At 44.1% G+C, this 15,103-nt stretch carries 15 protein-coding genes; 9 read left to right on the forward strand and 6 right to left on the reverse strand.

Annotated features, from left to right (window positions below; genetic code table 11):
* Window positions 1-14: 14 nt before the first annotated feature.
* Both gcvT and OO774_RS22740 read right to left on the reverse strand, forming a co-directional pair.
* Window positions 15-1,133 carry a glycine cleavage system aminomethyltransferase GcvT gene (gcvT, locus tag OO774_RS22735; RefSeq protein ID WP_264906950.1) on the reverse strand — a complete coding sequence of 373 codons (1,119 nt, stop codon included), beginning with the start codon at window positions 1,131-1,133 and terminating at the stop codon, window positions 15-17.
* 263 nt (window positions 1,134-1,396) lie between these two features.
* The gene (locus tag OO774_RS22740; RefSeq protein WP_014234301.1) at window positions 1,397-2,020 is read right to left on the reverse strand and encodes an XRE family transcriptional regulator; all 624 of its coding nucleotides are present in this window, start codon (window positions 2,018-2,020) and stop codon (window positions 1,397-1,399) included.
* 390 nt (window positions 2,021-2,410) lie between these two features.
* Between OO774_RS22740 and OO774_RS22745 the strand changes: the two genes are divergently transcribed.
* The 3 genes from OO774_RS22745 (at window position 2,411) to gcvP (ending at window position 7,116) form a co-directional block, all read left to right on the forward strand.
* Window positions 2,411-3,706 carry a serine hydroxymethyltransferase gene (locus tag OO774_RS22745; protein ID WP_020334946.1) on the forward strand — a complete coding sequence of 432 codons (1,296 nt, stop codon included), beginning with the start codon at window positions 2,411-2,413 and terminating at the stop codon, window positions 3,704-3,706.
* Window positions 3,707-3,742: 36 nt separating this feature from the next.
* A complete protein-coding gene (gene gcvH, locus OO774_RS22750; RefSeq protein WP_264906955.1) occupies window positions 3,743-4,123 on the forward strand; it encodes a glycine cleavage system protein GcvH in 381 nt (126 codons plus the stop codon).
* A 113-nt stretch (window positions 4,124-4,236) separates the two neighbouring features.
* A complete protein-coding gene (gene gcvP, locus OO774_RS22755; RefSeq protein ID WP_264906956.1) occupies window positions 4,237-7,116 on the forward strand; it encodes an aminomethyl-transferring glycine dehydrogenase in 2,880 nt (959 codons plus the stop codon).
* A gap of 129 nt (window positions 7,117-7,245) precedes the next feature.
* Here the strand turns inward: gcvP and OO774_RS22760 are convergent, their stop codons facing one another.
* Window positions 7,246-8,643 (reverse strand): SLC13 family permease, encoded by a 1,398-nt coding sequence (locus OO774_RS22760; protein WP_264906958.1) that lies wholly within the window; start codon window positions 8,641-8,643, stop codon window positions 7,246-7,248.
* 106 nt (window positions 8,644-8,749) lie between these two features.
* Between OO774_RS22760 and OO774_RS22765 the strand changes: the two genes are divergently transcribed.
* The 4 genes from OO774_RS22765 (at window position 8,750) to OO774_RS22780 (ending at window position 10,690) form a co-directional block, all read left to right on the forward strand.
* Entirely contained in the window at window positions 8,750-9,547 is a 798-nt protein-coding gene (locus tag OO774_RS22765; protein ID WP_264906960.1) for a helix-turn-helix transcriptional regulator, read from the forward strand.
* Window positions 9,548-9,720: 173 nt separating this feature from the next.
* Window positions 9,721-10,125 carry a hypothetical protein gene (locus tag OO774_RS22770; RefSeq protein WP_264906962.1) on the forward strand — a complete coding sequence of 135 codons (405 nt, stop codon included), beginning with the start codon at window positions 9,721-9,723 and terminating at the stop codon, window positions 10,123-10,125.
* Window positions 10,126-10,473, forward strand: coding sequence for an Hpt domain-containing protein (locus tag OO774_RS22775; RefSeq protein WP_264906964.1), 348 nt, complete (start codon window positions 10,126-10,128; stop codon window positions 10,471-10,473).
* 25 nt (window positions 10,474-10,498) lie between these two features.
* Window positions 10,499-10,690 (forward strand): hypothetical protein, encoded by a 192-nt coding sequence (locus OO774_RS22780; RefSeq protein ID WP_264908685.1) that lies wholly within the window; start codon window positions 10,499-10,501, stop codon window positions 10,688-10,690.
* Between the two features lie 163 nt (window positions 10,691-10,853).
* Here OO774_RS22780 and OO774_RS22785 read toward each other — a convergent pair whose 3' ends face one another.
* Together OO774_RS22785 and OO774_RS22790 are read right to left on the reverse strand one after the other, a co-directional pair.
* Window positions 10,854-11,117 (reverse strand): hypothetical protein, encoded by a 264-nt coding sequence (locus OO774_RS22785; protein WP_264906966.1) that lies wholly within the window; start codon window positions 11,115-11,117, stop codon window positions 10,854-10,856.
* Between the two features lie 251 nt (window positions 11,118-11,368).
* Window positions 11,369-11,983: a glutathione S-transferase gene (locus OO774_RS22790; protein WP_264906968.1), complete on the reverse strand. Its 615-nt coding sequence runs from the start codon at window positions 11,981-11,983 to the stop codon at window positions 11,369-11,371.
* A 142-nt stretch (window positions 11,984-12,125) separates the two neighbouring features.
* On the opposite strand from OO774_RS22790, the gene OO774_RS22795 reads away from it, so the two are divergent.
* Both OO774_RS22795 and OO774_RS22800 read left to right on the forward strand, forming a co-directional pair.
* Window positions 12,126-12,701 (forward strand): TetR/AcrR family transcriptional regulator, encoded by a 576-nt coding sequence (locus tag OO774_RS22795; RefSeq protein WP_264906970.1) that lies wholly within the window; start codon window positions 12,126-12,128, stop codon window positions 12,699-12,701.
* A 1-nt stretch (window position 12,702) separates the two neighbouring features.
* The gene (locus OO774_RS22800) at window positions 12,703-13,098 is read left to right on the forward strand and encodes a PPC domain-containing DNA-binding protein (RefSeq protein WP_264906971.1); all 396 of its coding nucleotides are present in this window, start codon (window positions 12,703-12,705) and stop codon (window positions 13,096-13,098) included.
* 118 nt (window positions 13,099-13,216) lie between these two features.
* Here OO774_RS22800 and OO774_RS22805 read toward each other — a convergent pair whose 3' ends face one another.
* Window positions 13,217-14,788, reverse strand: a complete 1,572-nt coding sequence (locus tag OO774_RS22805) for a DUF2235 domain-containing protein (RefSeq protein WP_264906972.1) — start codon at window positions 14,786-14,788, stop codon at window positions 13,217-13,219.
* Window positions 14,789-15,103 lie beyond the last annotated feature (315 nt).

Raw genomic sequence — 15,103 nt, forward strand, 5'->3', positions numbered from 1 at the left:
TTCATCTAATCTAATTAGCCACGGTAGTAGCGTTGAGGTACGAAAGGCATTTTTTCTACTGTCATCGGTAGCATTTTACCGCGTACTTCAGCGAACAACTCCGTACCAATAGCAGCTAAATCTGCACGCACATAACCCATTGAAACTGGCTTACCTGCGTTAGGGCCAGCAGTACCGCTGGTTACTACACCGATTTGATTTCCGTCAGCATCAAACAGCTCCGCACCTTCACGAACTGGCGCTTTAGTTTGACCAACTAGGCCAACGCGCTTACGCACGACATCTTTGGTCTCAATTTGCTTAAGAATGATGTCTGTTCCAGGGAAACCGCCTTCACGTTCACCACCTGTGCGACGAACTTTTTGAATGCCCCAAAGTAAGCTTGCTTCAACTGGCGTTGTCGTTGTATCTAGATCGTGACCATATAGACAAAGTCCACATTCCAAACGCAATGAATCGCGAGCGCCAAGACCAATCCACTCAACTTCAGCTTCCGCTGTAAGTTTACGAGCTAGCTCTTCAGCGTGAGAATTTGGCACTGAGATTTCATAGCCGTCTTCACCCGTGTAGCCACTGCGGCTTACGATACATTCAGCGCCAAGGATTTCTAGTTTCTTCACGTCCATAAACAGCATATCCGCTACTTCAGCATTAAAGCGTTTAAGTACTTCAGCCGCTTTTGGACCTTGAAGTGCTAGTAGAGCGCGATCTTCGATGATTTCAAGTTCGACGTCAGCAGGAAGGTGAGCTTTAAGGTGAGCAATATCTTGCTCTTTACAAGCAGCGTTAACCACAACGAACAGATGATCACCCTGGTTTGCGACCATTAGGTCATCCATGATTCCGCCTTGCTCATTGGTAAAGAAAGCATAGCGCTGGTTACCTTGCGGCAAGTCAATAATGTCTACAGGAACCAATGTCTCCAGAAATGCTGCTGCACCCTCACCAATCAAACGAAGTTGACCCATGTGAGAAACATCAAACAGACCCGCTGCATCACGAGTGTGTAAGTGTTCCTTCTTAACGCCTAGTGGGTACTGGACAGGCATATCGTAACCCGCGAACGGGACCATTTTTGCGCCAACTTCAATATGAAGTGCATGCAGTGGTGTTTTCAGAAGTTCTTGAGTCATTTTCGTCTCCATTTAGATAGACCCGAGAATGCTGTCAGCATTCGCTTTCTATGTTTCCAATAATAAACACGCTTGATCTAATTTTGCACGAACAAGACGACTGTTGGCTTTCAAAAGTGTGACTTTTAACATTTTAATCACAACAAAAGGCTAAAAAAAGCGCTCAATTGAGTGATAGATCATCAACTGAGCGCCATTTTAACGAATTCACAACTGATAGCAATCGTTTGCTTTCACTATAGGAAATTTACAACTTTTTATCACTACTTGGCTGTGACCCAAAGAATCTGTGCATCTTCTTCACTGACACTGGTCAACATGTGTCCCATGTTCGCATCATAGTAAACACTGTCGCCTTCACACAGAACCACAGGTTCATAGAACTCAGAGTAGAACTTTACTTCGCCAGATAAGATAAGTAAGAACTCTTCACCGTCATGACGAACCCAGTCTTTGTACTCATCAAAGTGTCGGGCGCGGATCTGGCTCTTAAAGGGCATCATTTTCTTATTGGAAAGTTGAGTAGCAAGTAGCTCGTGCTCATAGGTTTGAGTCGGGTGAGGTTTACCTTCATTCTTTCGAGTAACATCCCTACGCCCAGTTGCGACTTTTTTTCTTGGTGGTTCAAAGAGTTGAGGCATGTCAATTTGCAAACCCAGCGCCAATTTTTGCATCGCCTGAAAGGTAGGAGAAATCTGCTCGTTCTCTATTTTACTTAGTGTAGAACGCGCCAGGCCGGTTCTTTGGCTCGCCTCTTCAAGTGTAATACCCAGCTTTGAGCGAATATCTTTAATACGCTGCCCAAGCTTTAAAGGCTCAATACTCTCATCATGATTATCTTTCGCAAGCGTCATCGATGGGTACTCATCATAAATACTTCCTGCCATAATTCCCTCTGTAATTGTTCTTATCTCTCTCCCTACATGCATTGTGCATGAACCGTATAATGGATAAAAGTCCACCAGGTTAATTAAAGTGTGCTCTCGTTAACAAAAATCGCAAGCGTGTTTCCTATAGGAAATTTTTTGTTGATTGTTCTCGCCCCAAGCGTTATGTTACAGCCTTGTTAGATGTAGAGATGCACTTTTCCGTAAACGATTAGGCGTGAGAGATTGGATTAGTCACGCACGATTCGACGGATTTTTGCCCATTTTTAGGGCTGGATGTTCGCTCTGTTCTGCTACGCAGTTCAGCTGTTTTGAGGACAAATGAACCTAACCGCAAACCAATAATTCAATCTATGCGGGTTCATTTTCAGATTTGGAAGGTCAACTACCATGAACAAGAGTTACCCTAACCACAGCTTGGAAAACTTTTTCTCTACCAACCTTTCTGCGACAGATGATGCTGTCTTTGCTGGAATTCAGGCGGAATTCGCTCGCCAAAACGAACAAATCGAACTTATCGCTTCTGAGAACATTGTTTCTAAAGCGGTAATGCAAGCTCAAGGCACTTGCTTAACAAACAAATACGCTGAAGGTTACCCTGGTCGTCGTTACTACGGCGGTTGTGAACACGTTGATACGGTTGAGGCAATCGCTATCGAACGCGCGAAAAAGCTTTTTAGTTGTGAATACGCAAACGTTCAACCTCACTCAGGCGCTCAGGCAAACGGAGCAGTAAAACTGGCTCTTCTTCAGCCAGGCGACACCATTTTAGGTATGTCATTAGACGCAGGTGGCCACCTTACTCACGGCGCACGCCCTGCTCTATCAGGTAAATGGTTCAATGCCGTTCAGTACGGTGTTGACCGCGAAACACTAGAAATTAATTACGAAGATGTTCGTGCTCTTGCTCTTGAGCACAAACCAAAAATGATCATTGCTGGTGGTAGCGCTATTCCACGTACTATCGACTTCGCTAAGTTCCGCGAAATTGCAGACGAAGTTGAAGCCATTCTAATGGTTGATATGGCGCACATCGCAGGTCTTATCGCGACTGGTGCTCACCCAAGCCCACTACCACACGCACACGTTGTAACAACAACAACGCACAAAACATTACGTGGTCCACGTGGAGGCATGATCTTAACGAATCACGAAGACATCATTAAGAAAATCAACTCAGCGGTATTCCCTGGCCTTCAAGGAGGCCCACTAATGCACGTTATTGCTGCAAAAGCCGTCGCATTTGGTGAAGCACTTGGCCCTGAGTTCAAAACTTATATCAATTCAGTGATCAATAACGCAAAAGTATTAGCTGAAGTATTGCAGACTCGCGGTTGCGACATTGTGACTGGCGGAACCGATACTCACCTGATGCTGGTTGACCTTCGCCCTAAGGGTTTGAAAGGTAACAAAGCAGAAGAAGCTCTCGAGCGTGCGGGAATCACATGTAATAAAAATGGCATCCCATTTGACTCAGAGAAGCCTATGATTACATCGGGTATCCGTTTGGGTACACCAGCTGGCACAAGCCGCGGCTTTGGCGCAGAAGAATTCAAGCTCATCGGTAATTGGATTGGCGATGTATTGGATGGGTTAGTCGAAAGCCCTGAAGGTAACGCAGAAGTAGAACAGCGCGTTCGCAAAGAAGTGAAAGCACTGTGCGGCCGATTCCCTCTTTACCAATAAACAATTTAAACGCAGTTATTTTTTGGAGATTAAGCAATGGACAACACATTGAAGTTTGCAGATAGCCACGAGTGGGTACGTGATAATGGCGATGGCACAGTAACTATCGGTATTTCTGAGCACGCACAAGAAATGTTGGGCGACGTAGTATTCGTTGACCTACCAGACGTGGAAGACGAAATTGAAGCTGGCGAAAGCTTCTCTCTTGTTGAGTCTGTAAAAGCAGCTTCAGATATCTACGCGCCTATCAGCGGTGAAGTTGTAGAAATCAACGAAGAGCTTGAAGATAGCCCAGAGCTAATCAACGAAGAACCATATGAAGGCGGCTGGATTGTTAAAGTTAAGATGTCTGACCCATCAGAACTAGACAACCTAAAAGACGCAGAAGAATACCTAAACTCTATCGAAGAAGAGTAATTAGGAAGATTTGCAAAGCTGCCCCCGCCCGGAAGGCAGCTTTTTTTTCAATGTTCGGACCTTATTAGTAACGACCCGATACGTTACCCGAACGATGGAGTAGGTAAAGGACAATGACTGAATTACTTCAAAGCCTCAGCACACAAAATGAGTTCGTTGCTCGCCACAACGGCCCAAACAAATCCGACCAACAAAAAATGTTGGATGCGATCAATGTTGCTAACCTTGACGCACTTATCGAAGAAACGGTTCCAGCACAAATTCGCCTAGAAAAGCCACTAGCACTAGCAGAGGCGAAAAGCGAAGCAGACATGCTGGTTGCGATGCGCAAATTCGCTGATCAAAACCAAATTAAACGTACGTTCATCGGCCAAGGTTACTACAACACCTTCACGCCAAATGTCATTCTACGTAACGTACTAGAAAACCCAGGCTGGTACACAGCTTACACTCCTTACCAACCAGAGATATCTCAAGGTCGTCTGGAAGCACTTCTGAACTACCAACAAATGGTCATGGATCTAACTGGTATGGAAATCGCGAACGCTTCTCTTCTTGATGAAGCAACGGCAGCAGCTGAAGCGATGACGCTATGTAAGCGTGCGGGTAAGAGCAAAAGTAACGTATTCTTCGTGGCTGACGATGTTCACCCACAAACTCTAGAAGTTGTAAAAACTCGTGCGAAATATATTGGCTTTGAAGTACTCGTTGATTCACTTGAATCACTACCAGAACAAGACGTATTTGGCGCACTTGTTCAATACCCAGGCACAACGGGTGAAGTACGTGATCTAACCGACATCATCGCGAAAGCACAAGCTAACAAAACGTTGGTAACGGTTGCTACTGACCTACTTGCTTCTACTCTGCTGAAACCAGCAGGCGAAATGGGGGCAGACGTGGTTATCGGTTCTGCTCAGCGTTTCGGTGTACCAATGGGTTACGGCGGTCCACACGCAGCATTCATGGCAACTCGTGACAAGCATAAGCGTACAATGCCAGGTCGTGTAATCGGTGTTTCTATCGATGTAAACGGCAACCAGGCACTGCGCATGGCAATGCAGACACGTGAACAGCACATCCGCCGTGAAAAAGCGACATCAAACATCTGTACTGCGCAAGCACTACTGGCGAACATGGCATCTTTCTACGCGGTATTCCACGGCGCAGAAGGTCTACGCACGATCGCTCGTCGCACTCACCACATGACTGCGATTCTGGCTGCTGGTCTGACTAAGTCTGGCTACGAGCTTGCTCACAATAGCTTCTTCGATACCATCACACTCAATACTGATGGCAAAACTGAAGAGCTTTACGCGAAAGCACAAGCGGCAGACATCAACCTACGCCTCCTTCAAGGTGAAGGTCAAGGCGGCAAACTAGGTATCAGCTTAGACGAAACAACAACCACTGACGACATCAACGCTCTATTTGAGGTGTTTGGTGTACAACAAGATGTTAACGCTCTGTCTTCTGAAATCTCTGGCAACGAGTTTGCTGCTATTCCTGAAGCGCTACGCCGCACGTCTAAGTTCCTGACTCACCCAGTATTCAACACGCACCACAGCGAAACGCAAATGATGCGTTACCTGAAACAGCTAGAGAACAAAGACTTCTCTCTGACTCACGGTATGATCCCACTGGGCAGCTGTACAATGAAACTGAACGCAGCAGCAGAGATGATCCCTGTTACTTGGCCTGAGTTTGGTTCTATCCACCCATTCGCTCCTCTAGAGCAAGCGGCAGGTTACTCTGCGCTAGCGAAAGATCTGAAAGAGAAGCTATGCGAAATCACTGGTTACGATGATTTCTCTCTACAGCCAAACTCTGGTGCGTCTGGTGAATACGCAGGCCTTATCGCGATTCAACGCTACCACGACAGCCGTGGCGAAGGTCACCGTAACGTATGTTTGATCCCAAGCTCTGCGCACGGCACTAACCCAGCGACAGCGTCAATGGTATCAATGAAAGTGGTTGTGGTTAAATGTGATGAAGATGGCAACATCGACATGACAGACCTAGCAGCGAAAATCGAGAAACACAAAGACAACCTATCAAGCATCATGATCACTTACCCTTCTACGCACGGCGTATACGAAGAGCACGTGAAAGAAGTATGTGAAATGGTTCATTCAGCAGGTGGTCAGGTTTACCTGGACGGCGCAAACATGAACGCGCAGGTTGCTCTAACGTCTCCAGGTTTCATCGGCTCTGACGTTTCTCACCTGAACCTACATAAAACCTTCTGTATCCCACATGGTGGTGGCGGTCCAGGTATGGGTCCTATCGGTGTTAAATCTCACCTGGCGACTTTCCTACCAGGTCACATCGAAAATGGTGTAGAAGGTAAAGAGTTAGCGGTTTCTGCAGCAGATATGGGTAGCGCATCTATTCTACCTATTTCTTGGGCTTACATCGCAATGATGGGTGAAGCTGGCCTACAAGAAGCGACTAAAGTTGCGATTCTGAACGCCAACTACGTGATGGAGCGTCTGCGTCCACACTACCCAATTCTTTACCGTGGTAAAAATGGCCGTGTGGCGCACGAATGTATCGTTGATATTCGTCCGCTTAAAGAAGAAACAGGCATCAGCGAAGAAGACATCGCGAAGCGTCTAATGGACTACGGTTTCCACGCGCCAACAATGTCATTCCCAGTTGCTGGTACACTGATGGTTGAACCAACTGAATCAGAAGATTTGGAAGAGCTAGACCGCTTCTGTGAGGCAATGATCGCAATCCGTGAAGAGATGACAAAAGTGAAAAACGGTGAATGGCCACTAGAGAACAATCCTCTGGTTAACGCACCGCATACTCAAGTGGATCTTGCAGCGGCAGAATGGGATCGCCCTTACTCTCGTGAGCTAGGCTGCTTCCCATCGAAAGCGACTAAGTCTTGGAAATACTGGCCAACTGTGAACCGTGTAGATAACGTTTACGGCGACCGTAACCTAATCTGCTCGTGCCCAAGCATTGATAACTACGAAGACTAATTTCGTATTGATGATCACAGATAACCAAGTTGGAAACTGACTTGAGTAACAAAAGGCGAACCGTTTGGTTCGCCTTTTCTGTAAATACGCCAACGTAGACAGGCTCTATTTGTATCTATACCTGTCTGACTAGTTGATCCAGCCTAGCAGTTGCCACCATAGAAAATCTAAAGGCATCAGAAAGAAAACCGTAATCGCGGTTAAAGGCAGGGTTATTTTTAACAATTTAGACAAAGGTTCGTTGGATAATTGCATAGCAACGACTAGTGGCCCCACCTGATAAGGGAAAAGCACGGTTGAAAAACCGATAACCTGAGTCATTAAAACTGCAGGTAGAGAAAAGCCGGTTACTTGGGCGAAACCTTCTGCCATCGGTGTCAATACAGTTGGAACGCCTGGGATTGTTGCAACCAGTCCTGTCAGGGTAGAAATAACAGACAGTGCCATGAAGCTTAGGAATGCGTTACTTTGATCGGCTGGCAGCAGATGACTGAACAATTCACCCATGGCTGAAGCAATTCCTGACTCATTTACCAACGCTCCCAGTCCCAATGCACCGGCAACAAAAATCACGGTGGCAAAATCAACGGAACTATTAAACGCTTTTGGCTCGACCACGCCCCATTTAGGTAAAAGAAGAATAATCGCGGTGACTAAACCTACCCAAGCTGGGTTTATGCCGTGAATCGTATCTGTTATCCAGAATAACAGTGTGAATGCGAGCAAAATTCCGACTTTCTTCTGATCCTTTTGGCTAGAAGCGAAGCTTTCGCTGTTGGTCTCTTCATTCTCAGCTGGCACAGCAATTTCGTCTGGAAAAATACGCAGAACCAACCAAATGACCACTAGTGATTTAAGGATTCCTAACACAGGGAAATGGAGAAGCAGGTATTCAGTGTAGCCGAAGGTAAGGTTGAAAAGAGTTTCGCTGGAACCAGCTAAGATCATGTTTGGAATATTAGCGGGCAAAATTGCAAAACTGGGCATATTGCATGAGATGGCAAGAGCGGTTGCAATGCCAATTCGGCCATTACTGCCTTTCTTAAGTCCTACCGTGTCCGCCAATGCCATACCGATAGGTATTAATACAACAGCTCTACCTACAGAAGAAGGCATGATAAAACCCAGTAACATGGCACTCAATACCAAGCCAGCGATAAGGCGAGAATAACTGACCGTTAAATAAGGGGAAATGAGTATTGCAAGCTTTTGTCCTAATCCTGATTTGGAAATTGCCGCTCCAATGATAAATCCCGAAATGATTAACCATACAGCGGTAGAACCAAAACCCGCAAATACTATGGATGGTGAAATCAATCCTAATGTTGTTACCAAAGCAAAGAAGATCAAACCAGCAAGAAAAGGAGGGACACAGCCTGAACTCCAAAAAACAAGCGTTACCAATACAACGGCGGCGCTTTGAGAAAATAGCTCAGACTGACCTGAAAAAGAATAGTTACTAATAAAAAGTGCAAATGTGAGCGCGATTATTATTACGACGGATTTTATATTTAGCCGGCTGACCATTTATGTTTCTCCTTGGCTTATATTTATAGTTGAGGTCAACAGCCCCTAGCTATATTGTTGATTTGTTCTTAAAATACTCTTTTTTATGGCGCGTGAGTAAGACTAGATGTCAAAACATATTTCCAACACGACAATGTTTTCCCCCAGTGATGTCGCTTTCATTTTGGACGCCACTCAGCCAGTTCTTACCCACAGTCGCAGTATGGTTGCTGAGTCATCGATTAAGCCGCATGCCCATCCTAGAGGGCAACTTCTTTGGGCTGCCAAAGGCATATTGCGAGTGACCAGTGAAAAAGGGGTTTGGGTTGTCCCATCTACGCATGCGGTTTGGATTCCTGGGGGACATTATCATCAGGTGAGCAATGAAACTGCCACTCAAACCAGAAACCTATATATCGATCCTTCGTTCTGTGTTCGCCAGAACTCCGATAAAGTCATCATGTTGAAAATGAGTTCGTTAATGCGTGAGATCATACTCAAACTCACAGAAAGCCCGGAGCCTCTCACCAAAGCAAGAGTTCATCACTTAGGCTTGGTTGCTCTTGATGAACTTGAGTCGTTGGAAGCACTGGAGCTCTTTATTCCATCCGGCAATGATCCTCGCCTGCAACGATTGATCAGTATTATTGTTAATCACCCAGAGCAATCATTATTGCTTGAAGAGCTCGCAACTCAGGTAGGGGCAAGTGTTCGTACTATTGAAAGGTTGTTTAAAGCAGAGACGGGGCTAACATTCCGCCAATGGCGTAGTCGCTTTCGTTTGATGAATTCACTAGAGAAAATTGCTCAGGGTCAAAACACAACATTAGTTGCACACCAGCTGGGGTATAGCAGTGTGAGCAGCTTTATATCGTCGTTTAAAAAACTGTTTGGTTGCACACCTCAGGAATACGCTCAAAGGTAATTCTTTTATTTTATTGCGCTTGGCGAATTATAAATTTCGCAGTTGTTGTTTCTCGTTTCCTAAACCCCTCCCCCCATAAAATCACCTGATTCTTCACTTTTTACCGTTCTCAACTTGATATTATGCATTCAGGTTACTAATTTAAAAGTAATACGCTGCAAGGAAGACGTACATTGACTGAGGGTAAAGTCATACTTGGTTGCATGAATAGCTTAGCTGTTGACGAATGTGCGACGCTTTCGATGATGGTGAAGCGCCAACTCAAAGCCTTAGTTGTTAAGGCTTCAGATACAACTTGTGCAAAGAAAGCTCGAGGCAGTTCGGCTTTCTCCAATTTCTTTAGCTTGACTTTGTTTACGACGTTTCATCGCATGATATTTCAATCTGTTGATGCTAAGACACCCTCACTGATGGGGATTGATAACACCCTTACTGCAAACAATCATAAAATCAGTCATTTATTACAATACCTATTACCTCCTAATTGGTCTCTCTGTTTGAAAGACTATCTTGCTGGCTTTTACACAAGTCAATCGCCTGAAGCTTTGAATTATGGGAATTTTCTCAGGGAGGAATAAATGATCAATTTTGACGTATTAAATCGATATATGGATAACGATGTAGACATCATTATCACCGTGCTTTCAACCTACTTGGAGGAACACGTTGACAGTTTGGAGCGTATTAATGAGTTGTATGCCAAAGAAGATTGGCCAGAACTACAATTGTTAGCGCACAGTTTAAAAGGAGTATTAGAAAGTTTTGGCGAAGATACCGCCGTCATAGCGTTGCAAGAGATCGACGAAGATACACGTAAAAATATTGCACCAGATGTGTCAGATATCACTATCGTTAATAGGGAGCTATTAACGATTAATCAGCAAATTTTTGCTTATTTAGACAATTTAAATAGCAAACCATTATAGGCTTAAAACGGGGGGATAGATGGCAATGAACAACAGCAACTTTAGAGACCTCATTGATTCGCTCAAAGATTTAACGTCAACTCAAAAAAGATACCTTATTAGCCGAACAAAAATGTCATTGGATGATGAGAACGGCATATTAAGAACTGATGATCTACTTACGCAAGAAGAGTTGGAAGCGTTGCTTACTCCAACCAACACAACCGAATCAAAATAATAACAATTCGTCAGCAAGCTAGGAGCCAGGTAGAGCAATCACGCTTTACTTGGTTTTGAGAGTTTTATCGTCTCCATCACCGAGTCTATACCAATCAATTAACATATGTGCTTTAGGAGCCCTGGATAAAACAAATTCCCTCCCCCTTTATCCGCAGCTCTGGTTACTGACTTAGCACATTACTCATTGATTGTTCATCTCTAAAGCGATTGTAATCTTCTGCTAATAACTGATGCTGGTAACGCGTATAAGATAAAGCTTCGTTGGAGACAACGATCTGATTTTCTTTTTCAATCAGTTGGCCTCGCAACTGTTTGATTTCCGTACTCTGTTGGGTATTGCTTTGATACATTGCAATCAAGCCGCAGATGGACACCATCAACATTGCAATCAGGACGTGATTGATGGTTTTAGATTGAATACGCATAAACCTCTCCTTGTCTCTATTGCACTTCCTTATTAAAACCCATGCTCAAAGCCTCAGAACAAGCGATTCTATACATCCAGAAGCTGATTTAACATTAACAACTTTAATTATAGGTGAGTGGCGACAAAAAAAGAGAAATACTCAGTTATTTGAATATGTTTGATACGTTAGCAACCAAAAGTCAGAAGTAAAAAGCAGCAAGAAATATGCGTCCTAGCCGCTCTTTAATGTCAGGTGAAAATTAACGCACTTTAACTTTGCAAGGCTTCTCTAGCTGAGACTTTCTCAAACCAACGAGCGATATTTGGAGACGTCGCAAACACATCAATCTGAAGTGCATTAATTGCAAATCCAACGAATATATAACCTGTGATATCCACTATGGTGTATCGGTCCGAAGCGATAAACTCACTCTCCCCTAATCGTTTATCCAGAACAGGTAAAAACATCAGTACGCGAGATTTTGATTCCTCGCCCCACTCTTTTACGCAGTTTTCACGATCCTCATAGATAGCACTGATGTTACGGAAGGCCTGAAAAGCAGCATAAAGCCCCTGAAATTCAACAACACGATGCCACATTTCAACTTGAGCACGCTCACGCTGGTTGCTACCAAATAAGTGGAGGTCGTTAGTAAACTCCTCATCAAAATAGCGGCAAATCGCAACGCTTTCGCAAATTGTGGTGCCGTCATCCAACTCTAAAACCGGGACTTTACCATTCACACTTTTTTGTTTGAACGTATCAGCAAGGTTGTCTCCATCACGTACGTTTAATGCGACTCGCTCAACATCGCCGCCAATTTCTTTAAGAAAAATGTTAACTCGCTTACAACTTGGCGTCATTGCGGTTTCATATAACTTCATGTACCACCCTACTCCTTTATCTAACTGTTCGGTTAGGTTATACTGTAGCCAATTTATAAACGATCAGTCAAGAATATAATTACTCGTCTCTTGATAAGATTGGAAAATCTATTCGGGCAACGAGTTTTAAGCAGGTACCTATATGGCAAGAAAAGCTAACTTCGACCGAGATGAGAAGCTCTTGGTCGCCATGAATCTGTTCTGGCGCAAAGGTTTTTCAAATACCTCTATCTCCGATCTCACAGCCGAGCTGAACATCAATCGGTTTAGCCTTTACAATACTTATGGTGATAAACAACAGCTTTACTATGAGGCACTGGACGCATACCTTAAGAAAGTATCGTTACCGTCTCTGGTTGATTTGCGCAAAAAAGAAGCTTCTCTAGGCGAAATTGAAACCTTTTTGACCTCCTTTTCCGCACTTCAGCGAAAAAGTAGTTGCGGATGTTTTGTTCAAAACGCGTTGGTTGAACATGCTGGTGAAGATAAAGATGTGTTACGTATGGGGCATTTTTTGTTTGATCACCTTATCGAGATCATGAGTGACGCAATAGAAAACGCGCAAAGGGAAACATTAATTCCTAAGACCCTCAAACCCGCAGAATTAGCCTGTTTTATTCTCAACAATATGCAAGGCATACGGGTGCTCGGTAAAGCCAAGCGTTATGAAGATTTAGACACTGCATTGTCGTGTTTACTGACTTTGATAAGGAAATGATATGTCAATGAACGTCATTGTAGTTAGACTAACCAAAGGTATGGATCTTAAACGAAGTCTCGCGAAGATCGTTACAGAGCATAACATCAAAGCGGGCTCAATCGCTTCTTGCGTCGGGTGTGTCTCTCAACTCCAGATCCGTCTCGCAGGGGCGCAAAATACGTTACTTAAACAAGAGCCTTTAGAGCTTGTATCGGTCATGGGTACGCTGACTCCTGAGCATCAACATGTACATATATCGCTTTCCGACAAACAAGGGCACGTTTGGGGTGGGCACTTAATGGAAGGTACTATTATTGATACCACTGCCGAGCTCATTATCCATAGCTACCCAAACCTCACCTTCAGCCGTGAAATGGATGAGAACACTGGCTACACCGAACTACAAGTGAATTAATTCCTAGCTCAACACACACTCGCATTGAACTTACAACTCAGAAATAGGGCTCGCCTACTACCATAAAACATACATAGCAAAGCCCTAAATCCCGCTTTTGTGTGGTAAAGAGTGTATTTTATTTAACTCGCTCTATCCTCACTCGTAGACTGCCACTGTTGTTACCGTACTTAAACTTCAAATCATTGGCAAAGAACTGAAGCTCACCAGTTTTTGTCACTCGATAAACCCCATTTTGCCCAACCGCTCTAGCATTGTCATCATCGCTATCAACGACAGCACAGAGCGTAAACCAGTCAGAACTCGGCACTCTGCGTAAACCTTTCATCGCTCGAATAGGCAGCTCAGCTAATCCTAGTTGTACATGGTTTAGGTTCCAACCATCTCCGTCACAACTGATCTCTTTTCCATCATGCCAGCTATCTCCTTCTCGAACTGAAATTTCGTACTCCTCTCCTTGCTTAACGACTATGCCAGTAAAGTTATAGAATCGGTCAGCATCAATCATTCTCTCAACCGATTGAGCAACGTCCAATTCTTCCCAATTTACCGCAGCATAATGAATATGCTGAGTGTAGCTCGGACAGTCCACAGGAGGATTAATGAAGTCATACCAAAGGTAATGGCGCTTATTCATTAAAGACTTAGGACGGTAGTCATCATCCCGATGTAAGCGTTCCGCCACAGCGTAATGAATGACAGGCAACAAATCCTCATTGATTTTGTCTTCCTCAATGACACAACAACGTCGATCATCTAACGTAACCCAATCAACAATGGGCCACCTATCCTGCTGATGGTTTTTGCCCAATGAATTTGGATTACGTTGTAAATCATCAAGACCAATCATTCCTTTTAATCGCGTTGGACAGGCATTATCGATATCGGTTTGAGTAGGAAATTTAAACTGTATAGCAGGTAGAGCATGATAGCGGGTCATATACTCAAGCCATTTCATCGCATGACTGAGCGTAATGTCCGACAGACCGTCGCGGTAATAGCCGCCACCAACGTCCGAATGCGCACCAGCAAACCAAATCTCATGGATCCTCTGCTGATCATAGTTCATTAAAGTCGGCTGGAATGCCCGACGCTTATCGTCGAGGCTAACCATATGGATCGCTTTTTTGACAATGTGCGAGAGCGTGCATCCATATTCAAATACGACATCATAGTCAGGCCGACTTGCAGTGCTTAAGTTCGGTAGCCCAATACTTGCAACCGTGTCAAATACGCACAGAAAAACGAATGGTTTGCTATTCGAGGTCACTTTCGGGTGCTCTTTGGCAATAAGTCCAACGAAACGTCGAGCTAATGCCGCCCCACGAGAAAAACCAGTCGCTAAGACAATATCGCCTTGTTTATAGTGTTTATTAAAATCGGCTTTGGCTTTGTTGAGTATTGAAGCAACATCGCAGCTCTCTAAGGCTAAACCCTGATTTATCGCGCGTTTTACCCAACTACCATTTGTGCCAACACCTTGGTAGTAAAAACAGTGGTCAACCGTATTGTGGTCCGATTGTCCATATTTCTCTCCATTCAGGAATAGATTACCTCCCATCATCAAATGCAGCTTAAGAACATTGCTAATGTTGTCGTCTTCTTGTTTTGCTTTATATTTTACCTCTTGTTGAGCATCTTCTGGTTCATTGCCTGTGCCGTCGAAGTTAAAAATCAGAAATGATCCCATAAGCCTTCTCCTTACTTTTTATAGGGGAACCGACTTAACTATAGTTCTGTATCAATATTTCCCTTGCGACGAGCCAGTCAATCACTAAAAAATCACCAGAACGATTGAGAAAGAACGAACACAAGACATTTAATCTCCGAGCAAATTGGCTTTGAGTACCGCGAGATCGTGTTAATTCATATATCTGACCGTATCGCATGCGACATTCTGCTTGCTGTTCTCACATTTTCCATTCATCATGCTTTTACAAACTAACTTTGTGCGATTCAGATAACATTCTGATTGAAACTATCTTTATGCTAATTTATGCCACTC

Source organism: Vibrio sp. STUT-A11 (genome assembly GCF_026000435.1).
Classification (GTDB): Bacteria; Pseudomonadota; Gammaproteobacteria; order Enterobacterales; family Vibrionaceae; genus Vibrio.

Coding starts and splice junctions, on each gene's coding strand:
- OO774_RS22800 (WP_264906971.1), top strand. CDS start 12,703: ATGTCAATGAACGTCATTGTAGTTAGACTAACCAAAGGTATGGATCTT.
- OO774_RS22790 (WP_264906968.1), bottom strand. CDS start 11,983: ATGAAGTTATATGAAACCGCAATGACGCCAAGTTGTAAGCGAGTTAAC.
- OO774_RS22765 (WP_264906960.1), top strand. CDS start 8,750: ATGTCAAAACATATTTCCAACACGACAATGTTTTCCCCCAGTGATGTC.
- OO774_RS22760 (WP_264906958.1), bottom strand. CDS start 8,643: ATGGTCAGCCGGCTAAATATAAAATCCGTCGTAATAATAATCGCGCTC.
- OO774_RS22785 (WP_264906966.1), bottom strand. CDS start 11,117: ATGCGTATTCAATCTAAAACCATCAATCACGTCCTGATTGCAATGTTG.
- OO774_RS22745 (WP_020334946.1), top strand. CDS start 2,411: ATGAACAAGAGTTACCCTAACCACAGCTTGGAAAACTTTTTCTCTACC.
- gcvP (WP_264906956.1), top strand. CDS start 4,237: ATGACTGAATTACTTCAAAGCCTCAGCACACAAAATGAGTTCGTTGCT.
- OO774_RS22740 (WP_014234301.1), bottom strand. CDS start 2,020: ATGGCAGGAAGTATTTATGATGAGTACCCATCGATGACGCTTGCGAAA.
- gcvT (WP_264906950.1), bottom strand. CDS start 1,133: ATGACTCAAGAACTTCTGAAAACACCACTGCATGCACTTCATATTGAA.
- gcvH (WP_264906955.1), top strand. CDS start 3,743: ATGGACAACACATTGAAGTTTGCAGATAGCCACGAGTGGGTACGTGAT.
- OO774_RS22805 (WP_264906972.1), bottom strand. CDS start 14,788: ATGGGATCATTTCTGATTTTTAACTTCGACGGCACAGGCAATGAACCA.
- OO774_RS22775 (WP_264906964.1), top strand. CDS start 10,126: ATGATCAATTTTGACGTATTAAATCGATATATGGATAACGATGTAGAC.
- OO774_RS22780 (WP_264908685.1), top strand. CDS start 10,499: ATGAACAACAGCAACTTTAGAGACCTCATTGATTCGCTCAAAGATTTA.
- OO774_RS22795 (WP_264906970.1), top strand. CDS start 12,126: ATGGCAAGAAAAGCTAACTTCGACCGAGATGAGAAGCTCTTGGTCGCC.